The sequence below is a fragment of the Pseudidiomarina piscicola genome (assembly GCF_902806985.1).
Classification (GTDB): Bacteria; Pseudomonadota; Gammaproteobacteria; order Enterobacterales; family Alteromonadaceae; genus Pseudidiomarina; species Pseudidiomarina piscicola.
This window is the reverse complement of record NZ_CADCXY010000004.1, coordinates 1-17840: the sequence shown is the minus strand read 5'-3', so window position 1 is coordinate 17840 and position 17840 is coordinate 1. Positions and strand designations below refer to the sequence as shown.

19 protein-coding genes are annotated in these 17840 nt (G+C 49.5%); 16 read left to right on the top strand and 3 right to left on the bottom strand.

The genetic code is table 11. The annotated features are described in order from the left end of the window. Positions 1–40 precede the first annotated feature (40 nt). The 12 genes from trmH to hemB are packed head-to-tail and all read left to right on the top strand — an operon-like array spanning position 41 to position 11281. Entirely contained in the window at positions 41–721 is a 681-nt protein-coding gene (gene trmH, locus PSI9734_RS08465; RefSeq protein ID WP_173920689.1) for a tRNA (guanosine(18)-2'-O)-methyltransferase TrmH, read from the top strand. 2 nt (positions 722–723) lie between these two features. Then, entirely contained in the window at positions 724–2805 is a 2082-nt protein-coding gene (gene recG / locus PSI9734_RS08460) for an ATP-dependent DNA helicase RecG (protein WP_173920688.1), read from the top strand. A gap of 42 nt (positions 2806–2847) precedes the next feature. Next, entirely contained in the window at positions 2848–3603 is a 756-nt protein-coding gene (ubiE, locus tag PSI9734_RS08455) for a bifunctional demethylmenaquinone methyltransferase/2-methoxy-6-polyprenyl-1,4-benzoquinol methylase UbiE (protein ID WP_173920687.1), read from the top strand. A gap of 20 nt (positions 3604–3623) precedes the next feature. Beyond that, positions 3624–4205, top strand: a complete 582-nt coding sequence (locus PSI9734_RS08450; protein WP_246194853.1) for a ubiquinone biosynthesis accessory factor UbiJ — start codon at positions 3624–3626, stop codon at positions 4203–4205. A gap of 2 nt (positions 4206–4207) precedes the next feature. Continuing rightward, entirely contained in the window at positions 4208–5851 is a 1644-nt protein-coding gene (gene ubiB / locus PSI9734_RS08445) for a ubiquinone biosynthesis regulatory protein kinase UbiB (RefSeq protein WP_173920685.1), read from the top strand. Between the two features lie 11 nt (positions 5852–5862). After that, positions 5863–6063, top strand: a complete 201-nt coding sequence (gene tatA, locus PSI9734_RS08440) for a twin-arginine translocase TatA/TatE family subunit (protein WP_173920684.1) — start codon at positions 5863–5865, stop codon at positions 6061–6063. 5 nt (positions 6064–6068) lie between these two features. Further along, a complete protein-coding gene (gene tatB, locus PSI9734_RS08435) occupies positions 6069–6443 on the top strand; it encodes a Sec-independent protein translocase protein TatB (protein ID WP_173920683.1) in 375 nt (124 codons plus the stop codon). After that, positions 6440–7177: a twin-arginine translocase subunit TatC gene (gene tatC / locus PSI9734_RS08430; RefSeq protein WP_173920682.1), complete on the top strand. Its 738-nt coding sequence runs from the start codon at positions 6440–6442 to the stop codon at positions 7175–7177. Before tatB ends, tatC begins: the two co-directional genes overlap by 4 nt. A 24-nt stretch (positions 7178–7201) precedes the next feature. Continuing rightward, on the top strand, positions 7202–7696 hold the full coding sequence (locus PSI9734_RS08425) for a hypothetical protein (protein WP_173920681.1): 495 nt from the start codon (positions 7202–7204) through the stop codon (positions 7694–7696). Between the two features lies 1 nt (position 7697). Beyond that, positions 7698–8501: a TatD family hydrolase gene (locus PSI9734_RS08420; protein WP_246194851.1), complete on the top strand. Its 804-nt coding sequence runs from the start codon at positions 7698–7700 to the stop codon at positions 8499–8501. Beyond that, positions 8486–10282, top strand: a complete 1797-nt coding sequence (locus PSI9734_RS08415; protein WP_173920680.1) for a sensor domain-containing diguanylate cyclase — start codon at positions 8486–8488, stop codon at positions 10280–10282. The genes PSI9734_RS08420 and PSI9734_RS08415 overlap by 16 nt, the downstream gene beginning before the upstream one ends. After that, positions 10283–11281, top strand: a complete 999-nt coding sequence (gene hemB, locus PSI9734_RS08410; protein ID WP_173920679.1) for a porphobilinogen synthase — start codon at positions 10283–10285, stop codon at positions 11279–11281. Between the two features lie 8 nt (positions 11282–11289). Here hemB and PSI9734_RS08405 read toward each other — a convergent pair whose 3' ends face one another. Together PSI9734_RS08405 and rhlB are read right to left on the bottom strand one after the other, a co-directional pair. Further along, positions 11290–12213: a Ppx/GppA phosphatase family protein gene (locus PSI9734_RS08405; protein WP_173920678.1), complete on the bottom strand. Its 924-nt coding sequence runs from the start codon at positions 12211–12213 to the stop codon at positions 11290–11292. Then, positions 12213–13502 (bottom strand): ATP-dependent RNA helicase RhlB, encoded by a 1290-nt coding sequence (rhlB, locus tag PSI9734_RS08400; RefSeq protein WP_173920677.1) that lies wholly within the window; start codon positions 13500–13502, stop codon positions 12213–12215. Before rhlB ends, PSI9734_RS08405 begins: the two co-directional genes overlap by 1 nt. 88 nt (positions 13503–13590) lie before the next feature. On the opposite strand from rhlB, the gene trxA reads away from it, so the two are divergent. Both trxA and rho read left to right on the top strand, forming a co-directional pair. Beyond that, on the top strand, positions 13591–13917 hold the full coding sequence (trxA, locus tag PSI9734_RS08395) for a thioredoxin TrxA (RefSeq protein WP_173920676.1): 327 nt from the start codon (positions 13591–13593) through the stop codon (positions 13915–13917). 231 nt (positions 13918–14148) lie between these two features. Then, complete coding sequence (gene rho / locus PSI9734_RS08390; RefSeq protein WP_173920675.1) at positions 14149–15414, top strand: transcription termination factor Rho; 1266 nt, start codon at positions 14149–14151, stop codon at positions 15412–15414. A 175-nt stretch (positions 15415–15589) separates the two neighbouring features. Here the strand turns inward: rho and PSI9734_RS08385 are convergent, their stop codons facing one another. Continuing rightward, positions 15590–15844 (bottom strand): RHS repeat domain-containing protein, encoded by a 255-nt coding sequence (locus tag PSI9734_RS08385; protein ID WP_173920674.1) that lies wholly within the window; start codon positions 15842–15844, stop codon positions 15590–15592. 395 nt (positions 15845–16239) lie between these two features. Here PSI9734_RS08385 and PSI9734_RS08380 point away from each other — a divergent pair, with 395 nt between their 5' ends. After that, positions 16240–16713, top strand: coding sequence for an RHS repeat domain-containing protein (locus PSI9734_RS08380; RefSeq protein ID WP_173920673.1), 474 nt, complete (start codon positions 16240–16242; stop codon positions 16711–16713). A 56-nt stretch (positions 16714–16769) separates the two neighbouring features. Further along, the coding region (locus tag PSI9734_RS08375) for a hypothetical protein (RefSeq protein WP_173920672.1) at positions 16770–17840 on the top strand (1071 nt) is incomplete at its 3' end.

Below are 17840 nucleotides of genomic sequence, written 5' to 3'. Positions count from 1 at the left end.
TACGAACAACGACGAACGAATAACGCACGTTGGAACCCTTATGTCGCCGGAACGTTTTGCTCGCATCAATGCTTTGCTCGATCGCCGTCAGGCTGATCTTACGCTGTGCCTTGAAAGTGTCCACAAAAACCATAATTTATCTGCGCTGATACGCACGGCAGATGCCGTTGGCGTGCACGAAATGCACGCCGTTTGGTTTGACCGCCGAGGGAAAGTCAAAGGCGGCACGGCAAAGGGTTCGCAACAATGGGTGAAAATGCACCATCACACTTCGACGGCGGCTGCGGTAAGTCAGTTAAAAGCGGAGGGCAAGCAAGTTCTAGTCACCCATTTGTCTGACTCGGCGGTTGATTTTCGTGAGGTTGATTACCGTTTGCCCACGGCCATTTTGTTAGGCCAAGAGAAACAAGGGGTATCGGCTGAAGCGTTAGCCCTGGCGGACCAACATATCGTGGTGCCAATGGTGGGCATGGCCGAGTCGTTGAATGTCTCCGTAGCGGCTGCCGTGATTCTTTACGAAGCACAGCGACAGCGTGCCGCCGCAGGCCGATCGGCGACTGCGCAGCTGCCAGCAGAGGAACGACATCGTGTATTATTCGAGGGAGGGCATCCAATCTTTGCAAAAATATGCCGATTGAAGAACCTTCCCTACCCAGCACTCGACGCCAATGGGCAAATTGATGCCGATGAAACCTGGTGGCACGCGGTGAGGTCTAAATAGCTATGCTTACCGAAGGCTTGCACCGAGTACCGCTGACGGTACTTAAAGGCGTTGGACCAAAGCTGCAAGAGCGACTCGCGAAGCTGGGGCTGGTAACGGTGCAAGATATGCTGCTGCATTTACCGCTGCGTTACGAAGACCGCTCGCGCATTTATCCTGTTGCAGCGTTACAGGCGGGCACCACAGCCACTGTTATTGCGCGGGTTGTGAAGGCGGAAATTGTTTATGGCCGCCGGCGCATGCTGAAAGTGAAGGTGCAAGACGCCAGTGGCGGACTGAACCTAGTGTTTTTCCAGTTTAGTGCGGCCCAGTTAAAGCAGTTTGAGCAAGGCGCTCAATTGCAACTTTTCGGTGAAGTGCGCCGTGGTCTGCAAGGGCCGGATATGATTCACCCCGAGTACAAATTGATTCAAGGTGCGGCGCCGCAGCTTGGCGAAAGCTCACTAACACCTGTTTACCCGACCACCGAAGGAGTGCAACAAGCATCGTTGCGTAAACTAAGTGAGCAGGCGCTTACTTACTTGACCGATAAGGCAGTCAATGAGCTATTGCCGGAACAGCTGCGTCCAAATGGCATGGCGTTGGCGGATGCTATACGATTACTGCATCGGCCTCCTCTGGATGTCAGTTTGAGCGAGTTGCAAGATGGAACCCATCCGGCGCAACAGCGACTAGCGATGGAAGAATTAGTCGCGCACCAATTAAGTTTGCTGAAGCTGCGAGCGATTAAACAACAACATCAAGCGCGAGCTTTGCATCCCCACTCCGAACTTGAACAGGCATTCTTAGCACAATTGCCATTTAGCCCTACGCACGCGCAGCAACGTGTGGTTGGCGAGATCCAGCAAGACCTGGCCGCAGCCGTACCGATGATGCGTTTGGTGCAAGGTGATGTCGGCTCAGGCAAAACACTGGTTGCTGCCCTTGCCGCCTTAACGGCGATTGGACAGGGCTACCAAGTCGCACTAATGGCGCCGACCGAAATTCTGGCCGAGCAGCATGCGCTGACGTTCCAGCAGTGGTTTGCACCTTTGGGTATTCAAGTGGGCTGGTTGGCTGGTAAACAAAACAGCAAGCAACGCAAGGAAAACCTGACACGGCTCGCCAGTGGCGAGATCAATCTTATCGTTGGCACGCACGCGCTGTTTCAAGCCGAAGTGACCTTTAATAATCTTGTGTTAGTGATCATTGATGAGCAACACCGCTTTGGTGTGCACCAGCGTCTTGGGTTACGCGAAAAAGGGGTACAGCAGGGCTACCAGCCGCATCAACTGATCATGACCGCAACGCCCATACCGCGAACACTGGCGATGACAGCCTATGCCGATTTAGCGACATCGGTGATTGATGAATTACCGCCAGGGCGTACGCCTGTAACAACGGTGGCCGTGCCGGACACCCGCCGCGACGATGTGGTAGCGCGCGTGCATGATGTTTGCGTGCAAGAGCAGCGTCAAGCTTACTGGGTCTGTACACTCATTGAAGAATCAGAGGCGCTGCAGTGCCAAGCCGCCGAAGACACGGCGACGCAACTGGCCGAAGCATTACCGGATTTACGCGTAGGGCTGGTTCATGGGCGCTTAAAAGGCACGGAAAAAGAGGCCGTGATGCAGGCGTTCAAAGCTCACGAGTTAGATTTGTTGGTGGCGACAACAGTGATTGAGGTAGGCGTCGATGTGCCCAACGCCAGCCTGATGATTATCGAAAATCCCGAGCGATTAGGCTTAGCTCAGCTGCATCAGTTGCGTGGGCGAGTGGGTCGCGGGGCGGTGGCAAGTCATTGTGTGTTGCTGTACCACGCGCCACTTTCGAAAACCGCGACGCAGCGATTAGGTGTGCTGCGCGACAGTAATGATGGCTTTGTGATTGCGCAACGAGATCTCGAGTTACGCGGGCCAGGGGAGTTACTTGGTCAACGGCAAACCGGAGTGACCGAAATGAAGGTTGCCGACGTAATGAAACACAGTTATCTGTTGGCTGAAGCCCAAGAGCTGGCGCATCAGTTGTGGCAAAGCTATCCGGAAACATCCGAAGCATTGATCCAACGCTGGTTACCGCGCCGCGACCACTACGCCCAAGCTTAATTTCGTAGTACACTAGGCATCCATTTATGAAAAGGCAACGTGATGAAAGATTCGAAGTCTGACACCATTGATTTTGGTTACAAGCAAGTTGCGAAAAATGAAAAGCAAAGTCTTGTGGCCAATGTATTTAACTCAGTGGCGCAAAAATACGACATCATGAACGACGTTATGTCGTTTGGTATTCACCGTATCTGGAAACGCTACACGATTGACTGTAGCGGTGTACGAACGGGAATGAAGGTACTTGATATCGCCGGTGGTACCGGTGACTTAACGGCACAGTTTTCGCGGCGTGTAGGCCCAACCGGTGAAGTGGTGTTAGCCGATATCAACCAAGCGATGCTCGATGTAGGGCGCGACAAGCTGCGCAATAAAGGAATTGTCGGCAATGTCGATTACGTGCAGGCCAATGCCGAAGATTTACCATTTGAAGATGAGCGTTTCGATATCATTACTATCGCGTTTGGCTTGCGGAACGTGACCGACAAACAAAAAGCGCTCGAGTCGATGTTTCGGGTACTCAAACCCGGGGGGCGCCTGCTGGTGCTCGAGTTTTCTAAACCGGTACCACCGATGTTGTCACAAGCCTATGACTTTTATTCGTTCAATGTGCTGCCCAAAATGGGTCAGTTGGTCGCTGGTGATGCTGAGAGCTATCAATATTTAGCTGAATCGATTCGCATGCATCCCGACCAGGACACGTTAAAAAGCATGATGGAGCAGGCGGGTTATGAGCGTGTGACCTACGACAATCTCACCGGCGGTATTGTGGCCTTGCATCGAGGGTTTAAATTTTAATGCTGTGGACGGTACTCCCAATGCAAGCCCTAGAAGGCTTGGTGAACCATTTGATGCACCTAGACCCGGAAACACCTGCGCGCCTGCAGAAACTAAATGGGCGGCGCGTACGAGTTTCTCTGAAAGAGCTTGGCAAGCCGTTCACGGTGACAGTCACAGAGACTGGGCTGGTGTTGAGTTGGATCGATGATGGCAGCGTCGACTGCCATATTGTAACCGAGCTTGCGGTACTGCCTGAGCTACGTGACAGCGCTAACATCACACGTTTGATCAAGGCCGATAAACTCGACATTGAGGGCGACCCAATGCTGGCGCAACAACTGAGTAAGTTACTCAGCGACCTTGATATCGATTGGCCAGAGCAATTGTCACAACGTATCGGTGATGTGCCGGCACAAGTTTTGGTAAATGCGTTTGAGCGCGGGCGTGCGCGACTTAAAACTTTCCAAACCGACTCGCAGCAATGGCTTGGCGATGTGTTAGTGGAAGAAAAGCAAGTGCTTGCGGCCCGTGAGCAATTTATTCAGTTTCAGAACGACCTACAAGCGCTTCGAGCGCAGCTAGATAAGCTTGAGCGACACCTTCAAGAGCAGCGAAACTAATTATGCGACTAAAGCGACTGTATCAGATCACCCGTACTTTTCTGCACTATGGCCTGAATGAGCTGATCCCCGCTCGCTGGATGCCGTGGTCGGTACGCTTTGCACGCTACAGCCTCTTTTGGTTGCCCAACCGCCATAAAGATAAACCGGCCGGAGAGCGGCTACGCTTAGCGCTGGAGTCATTGGGTCCGGTGTGGGTGAAATTTGGTCAAATGCTATCGACCCGTCGTGATTTGTTAGCGCCAGATATCGCGCTGGAATTAGCGAAGTTACAAGACAAAGTTAAACCCTTCGCAGGAGAGCAAGCCCAGCAGCTAATTGAGAAGGCGCTAGGTCTGCCCAGTATTGATGATGCCTTTGACGATTTTTCCGTCGCCCCGCTTGCCTCAGCGTCCATCGCGCAAGTACATACGGCGACCTTGAAGCACGGTGAGGATGCTGGTGCGAGCGTGGTCATTAAAGTTATTCGACCAGATATTCGCGGTGCGATTGATGCCGACTTAAAGCTTATGGAAACCCTGGCGAGTGTGTTGGCGAAGCACCTCCCCGATGGCCGTCGTTTAAAGCCAAAGGAAGTGGTTAAAGAATACCGAAAAACGCTGATCGACGAGCTTGATTTAGCTCGTGAAGCGGCCAACGCCATTCAGTTACGGCGCAATTTTGAAGACTCACCCTTACTTTATATTCCAAAAGTTTACAGTGACTTTAGCCGCCCCAACATAATGGTGATGGAGCGCATCGATGGCGTGCCAGTGAGCGATGTTGATACCCTGATGACGCTTGGCGTTGATATGAAAAAGCTCGCCGAACGCGGCGTTGAAGTCTTCTTTACTCAGGTGTTCCGAGATAGCTTTTTCCATGCGGACATGCACCCAGGTAATATTTTTGTGTCGCGAGAGAAACCAGAAGATCCACAGTATTTGGGCATCGATTTTGGCATTGTGGGTACCTTAAATCGTGATGATAAACGCTACTTGGCAGAGAATTTTCTCGCCTTTTTTAACCGTGACTACCGCAAAGTTGCCGAGCTGCATGTCGATTCGGGCTGGGTGCCAGCACATATTAATGTGGAAGACTTTGAGTCGGCGATTCGTACCGTTTGTGAGCCGATATTCAATAAACCACTGGCCGAAATTTCCTTTGGCCACGTGTTGGTGAACTTGTTTAATACTGCGCGACGTTTTGAAATGGAAGTGCAGCCGCAATTAGTGTTGCTGCAAAAAACGCTACTTTATGTTGAGGGTTTAGGCCGCACCTTGTACCCTCAGTTAGATCTCTGGCAGACTGCGAAACCGTTTTTAGAGCGTTGGATGAAAGAGCAATTGGGCTGGCGTGCGGTGCTACGTTCGGTCAAAGAGCAGGCGCCTTATTGGGCTGAAAAAATGCCTGAAATGCCAACGCTACTTTATGATTATTTAAGCACCCAGAAGTATCAAATTGCGCAACAACAGGCGGCTGCGCAAGCTCTGGTTCATAGTCAGCGACAGTTCGCTTGGCGCATCTGGTGGGGCATCGCAAGCGGTGCGCTCGTGGTTGCTACGGCCTTATTCTGGGTGACAGAGCAAAGTCATTGGTTAACCGCGGCAAGTGGTATCTTCTCGGTCGTAAGTATTGCAATGAGCTGGCGCAAGGTCAGCACTAAATAAACGAGGGTGTTATGGGTATAAGTATTTGGCAGTTGCTGATTCTTTTGGTCATTATTGTACTACTGTTCGGTACCAAACGGTTACGTTCGTTAGGTGGTGACCTTGGTTCAGCAATAAAAGGCTTTAAGAAGTCGGTGAGTGATGATGAACCCCACTCGACGGATGAACCTAAAAAAGTTGATCGTACTTCAGAGAAAGACAAGGACGCTTAAGTTCTATGTTTGATATCGGCTTCTGGGAGTTACTTTTTGTTGCCCTCATCGGCTTGCTAGTACTGGGGCCGGAACGTCTGCCGGTGGCGCTACGTGGGTTTCAGCGTGGGGTGCAGAAAATGAAAAGCTTTGGCACCTCGGTGCAGGCCGAGTTAAATCATGAATTGCGCATCAAAGAGCTACATGAGCACCTTAGCAAAGCTGAAAAAATGGACATCGAACAGTTGTCACCAGAGTTGCAACGGTCGATGGCTGAACTACGTGAAGCAGCAGCCGGTGTGCAACGACCTTATGCGAAAAAGAACTCGGTAGAGCCCAAAGACGACGCAGATGATTCGTCTAGCGCCGCTGAAAATGATAAGTCGAAACCTTCCTCATGAGTCAGTCGCCGTTAATTGATCACCTACTTGAGCTACGTCGCCGCTTGCTGTGGAGCGTGATTACTGTACTTGTGATTTTTGCCGGATTTGCATTTTTTGCTGACGAGCTCTACAACTACCTTGCCTCGCCCATGTTAGCAAGCCTACCGCAGGGTAGCACCCTGATTGCCACTGACGTAGCGACGCCATTTTTCACGCCATTTAAACTTGCATTGGTGGCGTCTATTGCGGTTGCCGTGCCGTTGCTGTTGTGGCAGGTGTGGGGCTTTATTGCGCCTGGGCTCTATAAGCGTGAAAAGCGACTGGTGGTGCCTCTAATGATCACCAGTAGTCTGCTGTTTTACGCTGGCGTAGCGTTTGCCTACTGGGTTGTTTTGCCGCTGGCATTGAACTTTTTAGCAAATGCAGCGCCTGAAGGAGTAACTGTCGCCACCGATATTGCCCGCTATCTTGACTTTGTGCTGGCTATATTTATGGCCTTCGGCATCGCCTTTGAAACCCCTGTCGCAATTATCTTGCTATGCTGGACAGGAGTAACGACGGTCAAATCCTTGCGTGCAAAAAGGCCCTATGTCATTGTCGGGGCCTTTGTTGTGGGGATGGTATTAACGCCACCAGATGTTATTTCGCAAACACTATTAGCTATTCCGATGTGGTTGCTCTTTGAACTTGGCTTAGTGATTGCTAGTCTATATCAACGTAAATCATGTGATGCAAACGTCACACATGAATAAACTATTGAAGTAGGATCATTGAAAATGATGAAAAACTTAGGCTTGGGCACTGTTATTGGATGTCTTTCGTTCGCCGTTTTATGGGTTCCGAACGCAAGTGCGCAAGAGGTGTCAAAGCAACAGTTACAGAACTGCGCAAGTATCGGTAACCCCTTACAACGTTTGGTGTGCTTCGATAAACTTGCCGCCGGTGAAGCGCCAGCCGTAGCTGATGGTATGAATTCTCAGCAACCGTCGACCTCTTCTGCAGAGCAGGAATTTGGGCGTGAGCATTTAGCCGATCAAAGCGAGCAAAGACCAGATAAAATCTATGTCGAAATTGCTGATTCGCAGCGTAACTTTTACGGTAAGTGGGAGCTTGTTTTAACCAACGGGCAAAAATGGGAGCAAACAGACTCACGCACCGTGCCACTGCCTGATGATGGCAATTATTATATTGAACGAGGCGTTCTCAACAGCTTTTTCCTAGGGCGTGAAGGCGATGTTCGACGCATACGAGTGCGTCGTATAGAAGATTAATATGACAACGCCGATGTGGTTCGATGCGGGAGTAAACCTTACCCACTCTCGCTTAGCCGCTGATCCCGATGCTGTTATCGCCAAGGCTGAGGCTGCCGGTGTCGAACGCATGGTGGTGATTGCCTGTAACTTAGAAGAATGCGAGCAGGCTATCGAACTGGCGGAGCAACACCCGATGTTAATCGTCACCGCCGGCGTTCACCCCCATGATGCTAAAAATGCACCGTCTGACCTAACGCAACGGCTTCGTGAGTTTGCTCAGCACCCAGCCGTACATGCCATCGGTGAATGTGGTCTTGATTTTAATCGAAATTATTCACCACCTGAAACTCAGTTGGCGGTTTTTGAGCAACAGCTAGAGATTGCCGCAGAACTACAACTCCCAGTTTATCTTCATGAGCGCGATGCTTTTGCCGAGCAATACCGTTTATTACAAAAATTTAGCAAAAAATTGCCTTTAAAATTAGTACATTGTTTCACAAGTGGTTGCACAGAGCTGAAAGAGTATCTAAAGTTAGACTGTTATATCGGAATTACGGGTTGGGTGTGTGACGAGCGGCGTGGGGACGCTTTACGTCAAGCTGTACCAATGATTCCGAGCGAGCGGCTCATTCTCGAAACGGACGCCCCGTTTTTAATCCCGAGAACGCTCAAACCCCGCCCAAGTTTTAATGAGCCATGTTGGCTTCCCGAAATAGCCAAAGTTGTTGCGGAACTACGAGGTAGTTCGATGCATGATATTGCTGCTGCAGCTTGGCAAAACAGTCATTTACTATTTGGATGCGACGGATGGCAAAAAGTATAGTCTATTGGTTGGCACTGGCCCTATTAGTGACATTTTCATCAGTAGCATCAGCGCGAGCTGAGACTGCAGAAGACATGCCACCGGTCTATTACCACGTTGATAAAAACGGTCGTCAATCAATTGAGCAAGTTATCGATAAGGAACTTAACTTTTGGGACGTTCTTAATCAGCGTGCGGCATCGTTCGGTTATACCTCCGACACCTATTGGTTTCACTTTAATCTACCGGCTGCAGATTACGATCGGGTAATGCGCATCGCATATCCGTTGCTTGATAATGTCGACATTTATTTCGTTCAAAACAACCAGGTGATTCAACGCACCATCGTAGGCGATGAGCAGGAGTTCTCCCAGCGACCGATTTCGAGTCGTAACTTTGTGGTGCCGATAGCGACCCGCGATAGCGTGGCTGTTTACATGAAGGTGGCGACGTCGAGCTCCATGCGGGTACCGATTAGCATCTGGCAACCAACGAAACTACTTAGCGACGAACAGTTGGTTACAACAGCTACAGCGCTCTACTTCGGGTTAATCATTTGCATGATTGTTTATAACCTGTTCAGTTTTAGTCTGACCCGCGACCCCTATTTTGCCTATTATAGTGCTTATATTTTAGCGATTGGCTTGCTTCTGGCAGGCCTTGATGGCTCCGGTTACCAATATTTATGGTCAAACTTTGAGTGGTTACAAAGTAAAGCGATACCAATTTTCGGTAGTATCGCGTTTATATTTGCGAGCTTAGTGGCAAGTCATATTTTGCAAACAAAAGAACGTAGTCCAAAACTACACCGTGGTTTACAAGGCGTAATGGTTTTGGCCGGTTTAAGTTTCTTGGCAAGCATCTTATTGCCCTACGAATGGATGATTCAGTGGATTTTGATACTGGCGATCGGTGCAGCCGCGCTGTTAATCTGTACCGGCATTAGTCTTTGGCAGCAAGGTTTGGGCTACGCTCGTATCTACACGCTGGCGTTAAGTGTATTGCTGAGTACCATTGTTATTAATGCGCTTGGTTATTTGGGGCTGTTCGAATCGTTCTTTATTCAGAGCTATTTAATTATGCTTGGCTCAGCATTTGAAATTATGCTGTTAAGTTTAATTCTGGCGATGCGCTTTAACGAGAACCGTAAAGAGCGTCTGGCTGCTGAAAAACGCTTGAGCTCACGCTTAGAAGTTAAGGTCAAACAGCGCACGGAAGAACTCGAAGCGGTGATGCGAAAACTTAAAGAAATGAATAAAAAGCTTGAGGTCAAAAGCAATGAAGATCGCTTAACCAAGCTGTTTAATCGCGGAGTGCTTGATGAAGATCTACCCCTAGAAGTTCGACGAGCACGCCGCACTGGTTATGATATTGCGATTGTGATGATCGATATCGATCATTTCAAAAAGGTTAATGACAAGTATGGACACCCCGTCGGTGATGAAGTGCTCGTTGAGCTAGCCCGGCTACTCAAAGTACATTTCCGGCGCGCGGGCGACCGCATTTACCGCTATGGCGGTGAAGAGTTCGTAATTTTAATGCCGGGGGCGCAAGAGCTTGGCTGCCACGATAAAGTACTTGCAGTGATGGATGTGATTCGCAGTCATAGCTTTAAGACTGAGCGGGGAGCGGTTAAAATCACTATTAGCGCTGGTATGTCCTTGTTAAATAGTCTACCCGGTCATGTTGCCAGCAAGCACTTATTAGAAGCGGCAGATAAAGCTTTATATGAAGCTAAAAACGCAGGCCGTGACCAAATTCGAATTGCCCGTCCTGCAACAGATGTGAGTGATAATTCTTAAATGCAAAGTATGAGCCAGTTTCCTTTTCGTCGTATGCGCCGCCTGCGACGTCATGATTTCAGCCGCCGTATGGTGGCTGAACATCGTTTAAGCCCCGCTGATTTTATTTATCCTATGTTCGTTATTCCAGGTGAAGGTGAACGAGAACAGGTGGCATCGATGCCAGGTGTCGAACGTTTGTCGATCGACTTGCTTGTTGACGAGTGTCAGCAGATTGCGGCGCTTGGTATACCGGCGGTGGCTTTATTCCCGGTGACACCGGCAGCCGACAAATCGTTGAACGCCGAGGCGGCATGGGCTCATGATGGCTTAGCCCAACGTGCGGTGCGAGCCATCAAACAAGCAGTACCTGAGCTTGGAGTCATTACTGATGTCGCGCTTGACCCTTTTACCACCCATGGTCAAGACGGCATCATCGATGAGCAAGGATATGTACAAAACGATATCACGACCGAGGCGCTCGTCCGCCAAGCCTTATCGCATGCAGAGGCGGGCGCGGATGTAGTGGCACCCTCTGACATGATGGATGGCCGTATTGGTGCAATTCGTGAAGCACTTGAGGCTCAGGGTTACAGTAACGTGCAAATTATGGCGTATTCGGCAAAGTATGCTTCGGCGTTTTATGGGCCGTTCCGTGATGCCGTTGGCTCATCAGGTAACCTCAAGGGTGGCAATAAAAAGACTTATCAGATGGACCCAGCGAATAGCAATGAAGCATTGCATGAGGTTGCGTTAGATCTCGCTGAAGGCGCCGATATGGTGATGGTAAAGCCTGGCATGCCGTACCTCGACATTGTTCGTCGCGTGAAAGATGAATTTCAAGTGCCTACCTTCGCTTATCAGGTCAGTGGTGAATATGCCATGTTGCAAGCGGCCATTGAAAACGGCTGGCTCAGTGAAGAGGTTATCATGGAGTCGTTGCTAGGTTTTAAGCGTGCCGGAGCCGATGGCATTTTGACGTATTTCGCCAAGTACGCGGCGCAACAGCTGACCGACTAAATGTTCATTCAGGCAAGCGAGCGCTTGCGTTCCGCCAGCATGGTGTGTACCAAGCCTTCGCGCAGTGCGCCTTGAGCTAAATCGACTGTGGCAATAGCGAGGCTCTTTTGCAGGGCCGAAAGTATTGCCAGCCCACCACAAAACACTGCGATGCGGTCGTCGCGCAAACCCATTTGGTGCAACTTTTCTACGCTACCTAATTCAATTGCGCGGGCCTGGCATCGGTCAATGAAAGCTGCGCTCATGGTTTCGGCTTGGGCATGGCGTAAACAATCTTGCAAAGCTCGAAAGGTACCTGAAGCGCCACATACCGTATCCCAACCATGGGTTTGATACGTCGAAGCGAGGGGCGCGATGAGTTGATTTGCTTGATCAATGGCTGCAGCGAAACGTGCTTCGGTAATTTGCCCGTCTTTGAAAAACTGATTTTGCCATACCACACAGCCCATATCTAAACTTTTCAAAACATGCGGTTCAGTGCCGATGCCAGCAATCACCTCGGTACTGGCGCCGCCTATATCCAATACCAACATTGCCGAACGCTGACTCGCAAGCTCGGCAGTGGCACCCTGATAAATGAGCCCCGCTTCGGTAGTTCCAGAAATAATGTCTATAGGCGTGCCTAAGGCGTGTTCAAAGCGCTTTAAAATGGTTTGCCGGTTGCAGGCTTTCCGTAGCGTTGCGGTGGCAACACAGCGGATTTGAAGAGGTTGATAGTCGTTAAGTAGCTTTGCAAAGTTAGCTAAACATTCAACGCCGCGATCAATTGCGGCGTCGTTAAGGGTAAGGTCGGAGTTAAGGCCATCGGCGAGGCGAACCTTTTGCCGATGGCGTGCAATAATGCGGTAGCCCCGCGATGTCGCTTTAGCAATTAACAGGTGGAAACTATTCGAACCTAGGTCAATTGCGGCGATGCGCGGGTGCTCAGGCATTAGTCGTTACGCTTCGCTGGTGGTTTACGCTGGCCAGCTGGTCGGCGCTGTTGGCCACCATTTCCCCCGCGGCGTCCACCGCGGCTGCGGCGACGACCACTTGGGCGTGGACTGCGGATGTCAGTCAACAACGCGTCAGGGTCGTATTTGGTGACCGGAATCGGGTGACCAATATATTCCTCAATCGCTGGTAGGTTGTAGACATACTCTTCACAGGCCAGGTTAATTGCCTTACCGCTTGCACCTGCGCGGCCGGTACGACCGATTCGGTGAACATAGTCTTCAAAGTCGTCCGGCAAATCGTAATTATAAACATGACTGACTTCTGGAATATGTAGTCCGCGAGCAGCTACGTCGGTGGCAACCAAAAAGTCGAGGCTGCCGTCGCTAAACTGCTCAAGAATTTTCAACCGCTTACGCTGCGGAACATCGCCGGTCAATAAGCCTACGCGATGACCGTCGGCGTCGAGCCACTGATACAGTTTTTCACAAACGTGTTTGGTATTGGCGAAGATAATGGCTTTCTCTGGCCAGTCTTCTTCAATAAGTGTCAGTAGCAGCTTAATTTTATCTTGCTTAGATGGATAAAACAGCTCTTCGGTAATGCGAATACCTGTTTTTTGTGTGGGTTCAACTTCGACTTTAGTTGGCGAGTTCATGTGGTCGTAAGCAAGTTCTTGTACGCGCTGCGACAAGGTGGCTGAGAACAGCATACTTTGCCGCTCTTTGGCGCCAGGCATGCGATCAAACATATAGCGAATATCTTTAATGAAACCTAAGTCGAACATTCGATCGGCTTCGTCGAGCACTACAACTTCAATCTTATCAAGTTGATAAACGCCCTGTTTACAGTAGTCGATCAGGCGTCCGGTGGTGCCAATTAAAATATCTACGCCTTCTTCGAGTTGTTGGCGTTGACTTTCGTAACCTTCGCCCCCATAAATGATCCCGAGGCGCATATCACAGTGAGCAGCAAGCAGTTCGGCATCATTAGCGATCTGAATTGCAAGCTCACGCGTAGGAGCCATAATAATAGCGCGCGGATAACGTTTTTCGCCAGAACGCGGTTTGTTGAGTAGAGTAGTAAAAGCTGCAATCAAGAAGGCAAGTGTCTTGCCAGTTCCTGTTTGGGCTTGGCCCGCCACATCTTGGCCTTTTAAAGCAATAGGTAAGCTTAAGGCTTGGATTGGCGTGCAATACTCAAAGCCCGCCTTGTTTAAAGCGGTTAATACCTGCGGATGCAGGTCGAGATCGGCAAAGCGTGTCTCTGTAAGGTGTGTTTTACTCATAGCATAAGCATACCAGTTTGCGCTAACATTCAAAAACAGAAATAATAGTGTTTTATTATTTCACGCGAATTCAGCAGCGGAGATTACCATGAGTGATAAAATTGTTCAGCTAAGTGATGATTCTTTTGAGGCAGATGTCCTCAATTCTGATAAACCAGTACTTGTAGACTTTTGGGCAGAGTGGTGTGGCCCATGCAAAATGATTGCACCTATCCTCGATGATATTGCAAACGAGTACGGCGATCGCATCACTATCGGTAAACTGAACGTTGACCACAATAGTCAAACCCCGCCAAAGTATGGTATTCGCGGTATCCCGACGTTACTTTTATTCAAGAACGGCGAGGTTGCGGGTACTAAAGTTGGCGCGTTATCGAAAGCCCAACTGGCAGAATTCATTGATCAGAACCTGTAAAAGGAATCTGCAAAAAGTTGTCAAATCGCAGTGTTTGGCAACTTTTTCTGCGGTTTTGGCTCAAAGAACGAGCAAAAAACTGGACGTATCTTGGTTTAGGTGTTACTTTTCAATCAATATTTCTTCCGGTTGCCAGCCTTACGGCAGCTAGATAGCGAATCCCTAAAGCTATAAAATTTTATATAAACTAACCCTTTGTTTTCCTATGGACACTAAAGTCATACCCTTCTTATGAATCTTACAGAATTAAAAAACAAACCAGTCAATGAGCTCGTGCAGCTCGCCGAATCCATGGGCCTTGAAGCCATGGCTCGTACTCGTAAGCAAGACATCATTTTTGCCATTTTGAAAGCGCACGCGAAAAGCGGCGAAGATATTTATGGCGATGGTGTATTGGAAATTTTGCAGGATGGTTTCGGCTTCTTGCGCTCGGCAGACTCATCGTACCTAGCTGGTCCAGATGATATTTATGTCTCGCCCAGCCAGATCCGCCGCTTCAACTTGCGCACCGGCGATACGGTGGCGGGAAAAATTCGCCCACCGAAAGAAGGCGAGCGTTATTTTGCCCTTCTGAAGATTCGTGAAGTAAACTTTGACAAGCCTGAAAACTCCCGCAATAAAATCCTCTTTGAAAACCTTACTCCATTACATGCTGAAGAACGTTTACGCATGGAGCGTGGAAACGGCTCGACGGAAGATATTACGGCTCGGGTACTAGACCTTGCTTCGCCAATTGGTAAAGGTCAGCGTGGCTTGATTGTCGCTCCGCCGAAAGCTGGTAAGACGTTATTGCTGCAAAATATTGCGCAATCGATTGCCGCCAACCACCCTGATTGTGTGTTGATGGTATTGTTGATTGATGAGCGTCCAGAGGAAGTGACCGAGATGCACCGTTTGGTGAAAGGCGAAGTGGTTGCTTCGACTTTTGATGAGCCGGCGAATCGTCACGTTCAGGTTGCTGAAATGGTTATTGAGAAAGCCAAGCGTCTGGTTGAGCACAAGAAAGACGTGGTCATCTTGCTGGACTCGATTACCCGCCTGGCACGCGCCTACAACACTGTCATTCCAAGCTCAGGCAAGGTATTGACGGGTGGTGTTGATGCTAACGCATTGCACAAACCGAAGCGTTTCTTTGGTGCGGCGCGGAATGTCGAAGAGGGTGGTAGTTTGACTATCATTGCGACGGCACTTATCGATACGGGTTCGAAGATGGATGAGGTGATTTACGAGGAGTTCAAGGGCACGGGTAATATGGAAATGCACTTGAATCGTAAGATTGCTGAGAAGCGTGTTTTCCCTGCGATTGACTTCAATCGTTCGGGTACGCGTCGTGAAGAGTTGTTAACGTCGCCGGAAGAGCTACAAAAAATGTGGATCTTGCGCAAAATCGTGCACCCAATGGGTGAAACGGAAGCGATGGAATTCCTCATCGACAAGCTACAAATGACCAAAACCAACGACGAATTCTTCGAGGCAATGAAACGCCAGAAGTCTTAAGCTTGGCTTTGCGCCTCGCAGGGGCCTTCGTCATAGGGACGCCATAAACCGATCCGTGGGGCTTGGCGGCCGCATCCATGCGGCCGCCACCCTGTTATCGAGGGTTGAATCCGGGTAACGAAATGACACAGAATTCTGAACACTACCTTTTTTCGACCAAAATCATCTAACCGATTCAGTTCCTAGCGCTGTTAAATTCTCCGTTCGGTTTGCGCCACCATTCGTTCGGTATGACTGAGCTTGTACGCTGATCCCGGCTATCGTAGCTATGGGCCAACGTCACCCCATCACGCTTGCGAAACGCTGTCAGATTACCGTTCGTGTCATAACTATAACTTGTAATGCGGTCAGGTCCGGCACTACCTTCACTGTCAGTTAACGGCCCGTCTTCGATGAGTGGTCGACCCGCAGAACAAGTCGGCAAGCTCATCGAAAGTGGTGAAGCTTATAGCGTTATTGATGATTGGACGGTGCCCGTAATGCAGAATACATCAGTGCGTTTGTTATGTCCTTCAACTGTCTTGTCCTATCCTCGGACAGCGACAAAGCCAAGGACAAACCAGCGAGAATACAAATGTGTGTGACTAACTGCTGAAAGTGTGTAGCGGAGGCTGGCAAGTCCATTTAGTTTTACTATGGCATTGATTATAAAATGAATCCAAAAAAGATGTTGTTTTAGCTTTAAAATGGTTGACGTTCAGGTTTGAATGTTATTGAATTGTGTCAAGGGATTTTGGCCGAGTAGTAGCTCGTCTGGGATAATTATCGAGCTGTTAGTTGGTTGCATTTTGTGAGTGCCTGACAGATCACATTGGAGTGTTAGGCATGCACAATCGTCATTTAGTTTTGATTTCTCTCCTCTTTATACCGCTCATTGCCGTTGCGCAAACGACGTCAACCTTTAAATACGACTCCAAAGGACGTCTCGTCGAAGTCGATAATGGTACCACGTTTATCGAGTACGCCTATGACAAGGCAGGCAATCGCACTGCGGTCGGGAATGAGCGTCTGGATCAACTAATGGGTCCAGTCATTACTGAGTTCGAGGTGCCGATGATGGCATCTGGAGTGGGCGACAATACTTATGTTTCGTGGGCTTCAACGAATACCACGTCCTGCGCTATAACCTTCGAGAATCAGGTGAACTCGTATACGAATTTGCCGAGCTCCGGAAGTCATTACATTCGCGTATTTGCCTCAGGTGCCATTTTCCTGCAATGCGTGGATGGAAGCGAAAGTGCTGAATCCTCAAGCTACATATTTTATCAATCAGGGGGCGGAGGACCTATCGGAATTTAATTGCCGATGTTTTACCACGCCAACCGTTACTGATTAAAATATATAGGAATTTTGTTATGCGCATTCGCACTCAGTTTTACACCGCAATCGTCATTGCTTGCGCCTTTCTTGCAACGCCAGCAATGGCTCAGGAAGAGCAGTACAATATCAAGCCGCTGCAAGTGACGCCCGACCCGAACAATGTTGACTTGTTAAGTGGTAGATTTAATCCGGACCTTCCCGTGTTAGAGGTTCCGGCGGCACCGCGACTGACATTAGGCACCTTGCAACAGTTTGATAGTAAAGTCGTCGGGCAACTCTATAGTAATACGGATGAGCGCAGCGAGAGCTTTTCCCTGACCTTTGGCGCTGAGGTTTCAGAGGCGTTCAAATGCACGTCAAATGGATGTATGGCGCAAAACAACACAGGCTCAACGTTCGACGGACAGGTCGGCAATAACATTTTTCGCTATGTACAAGGTAAAACCGGTATTAGCGTATTGTATACATCAAAAAGTTCGTATTTCGACTACAGCGGCGTTACGGGTTCCACTGTGCCTTCTCAAACGACCTATTACGCCACCCTCATTGACTACCCTGACGGTGAAACTGTTTCCATCACCTATGACAAAGCGACGCTACAGAACTCGGTTATTCTTCATCGGCCTGCGAAGATGGTTTCGAGCACGGGTTACGAAATGTCATTCAGCTATTTTTCCAATGACAGTGCGACAGGGGCGTCTGGCTGGTCGAAATTAAAGCGCGCTTCTATAGTAAAAACCTCAGCACCGACAGTGATCCTCGCAGAGCTCAACTACCCAACCGACAGTAACGCCACCGATCTTGGCGGCAGGGACTGGCATTTTAGTGGTTTTACCAATGCGTTAGGCGCGAATGAATCAGCAAAATCGTTCACTATGCGTGGCCCGGCCGATACGCAAGATCAGCTCTCTATCTCTAGCGCGACGAGAAATTATGCGGGCAGTTACCATAACGATTTTGTGACTCGCGTGACAAATGCCGGGCAAGTGTACGATTACACCTATACCGGTCATGCTGAGGTTGGCTTCAGTACCGCACGGCGGTTTTCACGTTTGGTGATCACAGGACCAGAGGGTTACCAGCGCACGTTAGAGTACTACCTGAAA

Coding starts and splice junctions, on each gene's coding strand:
- trmH (WP_173920689.1), top strand. CDS start 41: ATGTCGCCGGAACGTTTTGCTCGCATCAATGCTTTGCTCGATCGCCGT.
- hemB (WP_173920679.1), top strand. CDS start 10,283: ATGCAAAGTATGAGCCAGTTTCCTTTTCGTCGTATGCGCCGCCTGCGA.
- PSI9734_RS08380 (WP_173920673.1), top strand. CDS start 16,240: ATGCACAATCGTCATTTAGTTTTGATTTCTCTCCTCTTTATACCGCTC.
- tatA (WP_173920684.1), top strand. CDS start 5,863: ATGGGTATAAGTATTTGGCAGTTGCTGATTCTTTTGGTCATTATTGTA.
- PSI9734_RS08450 (WP_246194853.1), top strand. CDS start 3,624: ATGCAAGCCCTAGAAGGCTTGGTGAACCATTTGATGCACCTAGACCCG.
- recG (WP_173920688.1), top strand. CDS start 724: ATGCTTACCGAAGGCTTGCACCGAGTACCGCTGACGGTACTTAAAGGC.
- ubiB (WP_173920685.1), top strand. CDS start 4,208: ATGCGACTAAAGCGACTGTATCAGATCACCCGTACTTTTCTGCACTAT.
- PSI9734_RS08405 (WP_173920678.1), bottom strand. CDS start 12,213: ATGCCTGAGCACCCGCGCATCGCCGCAATTGACCTAGGTTCGAATAGT.
- PSI9734_RS08415 (WP_173920680.1), top strand. CDS start 8,486: ATGGCAAAAAGTATAGTCTATTGGTTGGCACTGGCCCTATTAGTGACA.
- ubiE (WP_173920687.1), top strand. CDS start 2,848: ATGAAAGATTCGAAGTCTGACACCATTGATTTTGGTTACAAGCAAGTT.
- rhlB (WP_173920677.1), bottom strand. CDS start 13,502: ATGAGTAAAACACACCTTACAGAGACACGCTTTGCCGATCTCGACCTG.
- PSI9734_RS08385 (WP_173920674.1), bottom strand. CDS start 15,844: ATGAGCTTGCCGACTTGTTCTGCGGGTCGACCACTCATCGAAGACGGG.
- trxA (WP_173920676.1), top strand. CDS start 13,591: ATGAGTGATAAAATTGTTCAGCTAAGTGATGATTCTTTTGAGGCAGAT.
- rho (WP_173920675.1), top strand. CDS start 14,149: ATGAATCTTACAGAATTAAAAAACAAACCAGTCAATGAGCTCGTGCAG.
- PSI9734_RS08420 (WP_246194851.1), top strand. CDS start 7,698: ATGACAACGCCGATGTGGTTCGATGCGGGAGTAAACCTTACCCACTCT.
- tatB (WP_173920683.1), top strand. CDS start 6,069: ATGTTTGATATCGGCTTCTGGGAGTTACTTTTTGTTGCCCTCATCGGC.
- PSI9734_RS08425 (WP_173920681.1), top strand. CDS start 7,202: ATGATGAAAAACTTAGGCTTGGGCACTGTTATTGGATGTCTTTCGTTC.
- tatC (WP_173920682.1), top strand. CDS start 6,440: ATGAGTCAGTCGCCGTTAATTGATCACCTACTTGAGCTACGTCGCCGC.